A 5,160-nucleotide genomic window follows, 5' to 3' on the forward strand; every position below is an offset into this window, starting at 1 on the left:
TCAAAATAAAGGGCTATTTTACTTATTTTTATGCAAAAACTTAAATCTGTGGATAGATATATAATTGGCAATTACCTTATCCACAAGGACTAATTTTAAATTTCCTAAAAAAATGGGGAAACTCTAATATTACTTTTACATATATATTCAAATATATTATATTAAATAGTTATTTATTGATTTTATTTATCCCTTTATATTCTTCACTATTGATTATTATTAATATTATTGTTATCATGAAGTACTTGATCTAAAACTATAACTAGCGCAAGAATAAAAGCATGATTTTCTTCATCATCTATATCTACTCCATAAGTATCTGACCAAGCAAAAAATTTTTTATTTACTACTGCAACCTCTCTTTTATCCCTATATATTGAAAAGTTATAGGCAAAGATATCTCCATCAATTGTGAACTTTCCAAAATCACTACTTATATTGAATTTAGGTTTGAAAAATGTAAATTCTTTTTTGACAGTAGCAGCTAAATTTTTACCTATATAGATATTATATTCTGGCAGAAACCTGAAAATTTTTTCTTCTATATATACTAAGTTCTCCCCATTCATGTTATAAATATTAAGCTTATTTCCAAATGTAAAAACTTTTCCTACTACTTGGAATTTAGGCCTTTCCATTTCATCTGTAATAATGAATTTATCTCCAATAGTAAATATTTTTTCCCTTACTAAATATCTCATACTATCCCTCACTTTAAATTTATTTGTATCCATATATTGAAAAATTATATAATATTGAGTTTGTTTTTACCACACTAAAATAAAATTTATATTTATTTCCAACTCTTGATACTTGGTGCTAAGTGTCTATATAATATAAATAATGTATTAAAACTTAAGTAGAGGAGCGAAAAACATGGAAAGAAGAGATAAGACAAATTATTATTTAGATATTGCTGAGGTAGTTTCAGAAAGGGGTACCTGTCTTAGGAGAAACTTTGGAGCAATAATAGTTAAAAATGATGAAATAATAGCTACAGGATATACAGGAGCTCCTAGAGGAAGAAAAAATTGTACAGATTTAAATTTCTGTAAAAGAGAAGAATTAAATATACCTAGAGGAACCCATTATGAACTGTGCAGATCCGTCCATGCAGAAGCTAATTGCATAATTAGCGCTTCTAGAAAAGATATGATTGGAGCTACTCTTTATCTAGTAGGCAAAAACAAAAAAACAGGAAAGCTAGTTGAAAATGCTAATTCCTGTTCAATGTGCAAGCGGCTTATAATCAATGCTGGCATTAAAAATGTATTTGTTAGAGACACCAAAAATGATTTTAGAAAAATAGATGTTGATGAATGGATAGAAAATGATGATTCACTAAGTAATGAGCCAGGATATTAATTTTCTATTCCTAAAGATTTTTTAGCTAACTTATCTGCTTCTTCATTATAAATATCTCCAGAGTGGGCTTTAACTTTAATAAACACTACATTTAACTTATTCTTTATAGAATCATAGTATTCTTTATATCTTTTTGTTCCAATTTTATTAGTTCTCCATTCTCCTTTTGCCCACTTCTCTATTCCCATATAGTCATAATGTAGGTAAAGAGTATCTTTATTTTTATTCAATGCTATATCCATAGCAACCATTGCTCCCTTTATCTCTCCTGCTACATTCCTCATTTCTAAAGAATCTCCATCATTTTCTCTACCAAAATAAGTTGCTTTTCCTTCCTTAGAAAAGACAACAACTCCATAGCCATAGTATTTAATATCTTTGTTAAAACTTCCATCCACATATGCTACCATTTCATTTTCATCTAAATTTTCTATAGGCTTTTTTAAACAAATTTCATCTTCAGATCTTAAAAAACTTTCAGCTTCTTCTAGTGAAGTAAAACTTTTATATTCTGCACCAGAATATCCTTTTACTTGTTTTTCACATTCAGGCCAAGAATTATATATTCCAGGACTTTTACCTATTCTAACCGCATAGTACTTTTTTTTCATAATTCACCTCTTATAATATATTACAACCTAAAGTTTGTTTTGCTTCCTTCAATGCAAATTTATGTGCTTCTTCATCAAAAGAAGCTACTCCATCTTCATAGATATTAACCTTATATCCTAAATTTCTACCATCAGCTGCAGTATATAGTACACATATATTAGTACATACTCCCACTAAATATATTTCATCTACCTCTTTTTCTCTTAAATAAATATCAAGATCTGTACTGAAAAATCCACTATACCTTCTCTTCTTTATCACCTTATCTTCGGCCTTAAAATCCATATCTTTAATTATTCTACTACCTTCTTCACCTACTATACAATGAGGTGGAAACATTTCAAACTCTTTATCATCTACTTCATGATTATCACATAAGAATATTATTGGATAATCTTTGTTTCTGAATTCTTCTATTCGTTCATTGATAAAGTTAATTATATTTTCTCCTCTTTCCCCTGAATATAGGGCTCCTTCTTTAAGAATAAAATCATTTAACATGTCAACAACAATTAAAGCCTTCATAATAAATCCCCCTAGTATAATAATGTCATAGTCAATAAAGACTATGCAGTTAAAACTTTTCTAAAAATCTTATTTCTTTATTCAGTAACTGAAGAAGATATTCAACCTTCGTCAGAGGTTACTTCTAATTTAATATGTCTAACGGCTCCTGATAGACTCCAGACTTATCATAAGATATAATCTTAAGGGATAGGACGAAAAATGTATTCCCCCTTGGGAGGTCAGTTTCTACTGGCTCATACCCCTGATTAAGTCAATTAGTCCATTCAATGAGGTTTTATGATTTGGCTGGTTGGGAGCCTTCAGGCTATACCCGTATCACATGCTAGGATGTGTACTCATTGATTGGAAATGGATTCCTATCTGAAAGGAGCTGTAGTTTATGTCTAATAATATTAAGTATGATTTATTTATTTCTGTTGGTATTGATGTAGGTGCGGACTTTAGTTTTATGTCTATTGCACTACCTAATCAAACCTTTGTGGGTAAACCTTTTAAAATCATTCATTCTGATTTTAATTCCCTATCTATGGCTATTTCAAAAATCAAAGAAGCAGAAGAGATGTATTCTTTGGAAAGCCGTATTTTCCTAGAATCCACAGGGATTTATCATTACCCACTCTTCTGCTATCTTAGTGATAAAGGATTTTTGGTATCCATCATTAATCCTATCATCTCTAAGAATAGCACAAATATTAATATTAGGAAAGTCCATAATGATAAATTTGATTCTAAAAAGCTTGCTTTAATTGGTCTAAAGCCTGATTTAAAGGTCTCTCTTATGCCTTCGGAGCTTGCCCTTGATTTAAGAAATCTTTCAAGGGAGTATTATGATCTTGTGGATAATCGTTCTGCTTACATTAATAAACTTCAAGGTGAACTTAGAATGGCATTTCCACAGTATTTAAAGATCTTTTCCAAGGTTACCGTTAATACATCCTTAACCTTGTTAGAGAAGTTTACTTCTCCAGATGGATTTTTAGAGGCTTCTAAAGATCAAATCATTACCTCTATTAGGTCTACTGCTCGTTTTGGTATTACCTATGCTGAAAAGAAGTACAAGGCTATTATTCAGGCTGCTAAGGATGCTAAGACTTTTAGTTATTCTGTAAACAGTAATTTCAAACGTATCCTTCTATATATCCGTTTTATCAGACAGTATAACGATGAAATCGAAGCTATATTATCTGATATGCGTGAACTTGTTGAGTCTAACGAGGATACGGATTTTGTAAAGCAAATACGCCTTATTGAATCTATTAAAGGTGCTGGCTTTCTTTCCGCTGTTACCCTTATGTGTGAAATTGGGGATTTCTCTGCTTTTAAATCTCCTAAACAACTTTTTGCATATTTTGGTCTTGATCCAGCTGTTAACCAATCTGGCAACTTTAAAGGTACTGATGTTAATATATCAAAACGAGGTTCACGGATTGCAAGAAGAGTAATACATACCATAGCTTTAGTCAGTATTGCTCTAAATCGTAATGGAACTGCTAACAATCCTGTTCTACGTGAATACTATCTTAAAAAGTGTCAAAGCAAGCCTAAAATGGTAGCTCTAGGAGCCATCATGCATAAAGTGTGTAATATTGTATTTGCAATACTTCGTGATGAAAAAGAATTTAAAATCATCACTCCAGAGGAACACCAAGCGAATTACTTGAAGGCGAAATACGGCATCGCTGCATAAGGAATTCTATATTTAATTTTGAATTTTTGACGCCTTTTAGAAGGCCTATTAAGTTTACCCTTTTTTAGCTAGAATTGATTGAAATATTTATTAGGAATTTTTAAATTTACTATTGACAATTCTTAGCTGGACTTAACCTAAGTTTATTAATTAGATATTACCATTTTATATTTAAAAATTCAAAGTAAAATAAAAAATGAGCCAGTATATGAATGAACTGACTCATTAAAATTAATAGTTTGTTTTTCCAATGATTCTATTATAGTCTTCACAAAAGGAATAAGATCTTCTGGTGTTCTAGATGTTATTAGATTTCCATCAATTACAACTTCCCTATCAACAAAATTAGCTCCTGCATTTATAAGGTCATCTTTAATAGAATAAAATGCAGTTATATCTTTTCCTTTTAAATCACAACAAGAGGCCATCATCCAGGGACCATGACATATAGCAGCTATTATTTTGTTTTTAGAATCCATATCCTTTACAAATTTTACTGTAGACTTAGATCTCCTCATATGATCTGGCGAATATCCTCCTGGAATAATTACTGCATCATAATCATCGGCACTTATATCTGATGTAGATAAATTACTTTTCACTGGATATCCATTTTTACCGACATAAACTACATTAGATTCTGTACCTACAATATCTACTTTATATCCTTCTTCCTTTAGTCTATAATAAGGATATAAAAGTTCCATTTCTTCATACATTTTCTCTGCAAGTATAGCAACTTTTTTCATATTATCCCCCCATAATTCTTAATCTTTCAGTTACAATTATACCCTATTAGTTCCAATTATAACTGAAAGGTTAAAAAATTTAAAATATTTTCTGTCAAGCACTTTTAAAAATGTCCCATAAATATTAAATTATTAGCACCAATTTTCGTAAGGATTGGTGCTATATTTTTCGATTTAACTTAGTCAATTAAAATCTTGATTGCAGGAACCCATATGTAC

The 5,160-nt window shown here is 30.3% G+C and carries 6 protein-coding genes; 2 read left to right on the plus strand and 4 right to left on the minus strand.

Annotated elements, in window-relative coordinates; genetic code table 11:
- Positions 1-206: 206 nt before the first annotated feature.
- The gene (locus tag FYJ27_RS12390; RefSeq protein WP_154485104.1) at positions 207-701 is read right to left on the minus strand and encodes an LURP-one-related/scramblase family protein; all 495 of its coding nucleotides are present in this window, start codon (positions 699-701) and stop codon (positions 207-209) included.
- Between the two features lie 175 nt (positions 702-876).
- Between FYJ27_RS12390 and FYJ27_RS12395 the strand changes: the two genes are divergently transcribed.
- Positions 877-1,365, plus strand: a complete 489-nt coding sequence (locus FYJ27_RS12395; protein ID WP_154485105.1) for a deoxycytidylate deaminase — start codon at positions 877-879, stop codon at positions 1,363-1,365.
- Here the strand turns inward: FYJ27_RS12395 and FYJ27_RS12400 are convergent.
- Positions 1,362-1,976, minus strand: coding sequence for a ribonuclease H1 domain-containing protein (locus tag FYJ27_RS12400; RefSeq protein WP_154485106.1), 615 nt, complete (start codon positions 1,974-1,976; stop codon positions 1,362-1,364). The genes FYJ27_RS12395 and FYJ27_RS12400 overlap by 4 nt on opposite strands.
- A gap of 10 nt (positions 1,977-1,986) precedes the next feature.
- Entirely contained in the window at positions 1,987-2,502 is a 516-nt protein-coding gene (locus FYJ27_RS12405) for a cysteine hydrolase family protein (RefSeq protein WP_154485107.1), read from the minus strand.
- 382 nt (positions 2,503-2,884) lie between these two features.
- Between FYJ27_RS12405 and FYJ27_RS12410 the strand changes: the two genes are divergently transcribed.
- Complete coding sequence (locus FYJ27_RS12410) at positions 2,885-4,192, plus strand: IS110 family RNA-guided transposase (RefSeq protein WP_154485108.1); 1,308 nt, start codon at positions 2,885-2,887, stop codon at positions 4,190-4,192.
- Positions 4,193-4,371: 179 nt separating this feature from the next.
- Here FYJ27_RS12410 and FYJ27_RS12415 read toward each other — a convergent pair whose 3' ends face one another.
- The gene (locus FYJ27_RS12415) at positions 4,372-4,941 is read right to left on the minus strand and encodes a type 1 glutamine amidotransferase domain-containing protein (protein ID WP_154485109.1); all 570 of its coding nucleotides are present in this window, start codon (positions 4,939-4,941) and stop codon (positions 4,372-4,374) included.
- Between the last annotated feature and the right edge of the window lie 219 nt (positions 4,942-5,160).

Source organism: Anaerosalibacter bizertensis, assembly GCF_009696605.1.
Classification (GTDB): Bacteria; Bacillota; Clostridia; order Tissierellales; family Sporanaerobacteraceae; genus Anaerosalibacter; species Anaerosalibacter bizertensis.

Excerpts from the sequence above, each read along its gene's own strand:
- FYJ27_RS12390 (WP_154485104.1), bottom strand. The coding sequence starts at position 701 with ATGAGATATTTAGTAAGGGAAAAAATATTTACTATTGGAGATAAATTC.
- FYJ27_RS12395 (WP_154485105.1), top strand. The coding sequence starts at position 877 with ATGGAAAGAAGAGATAAGACAAATTATTATTTAGATATTGCTGAGGTA.
- FYJ27_RS12400 (WP_154485106.1), bottom strand. The coding sequence starts at position 1,976 with ATGAAAAAAAAGTACTATGCGGTTAGAATAGGTAAAAGTCCTGGAATA.
- FYJ27_RS12405 (WP_154485107.1), bottom strand. The coding sequence starts at position 2,502 with ATGAAGGCTTTAATTGTTGTTGACATGTTAAATGATTTTATTCTTAAA.
- FYJ27_RS12410 (WP_154485108.1), top strand. The coding sequence starts at position 2,885 with ATGTCTAATAATATTAAGTATGATTTATTTATTTCTGTTGGTATTGAT.
- FYJ27_RS12415 (WP_154485109.1), bottom strand. The coding sequence starts at position 4,941 with ATGAAAAAAGTTGCTATACTTGCAGAGAAAATGTATGAAGAAATGGAA.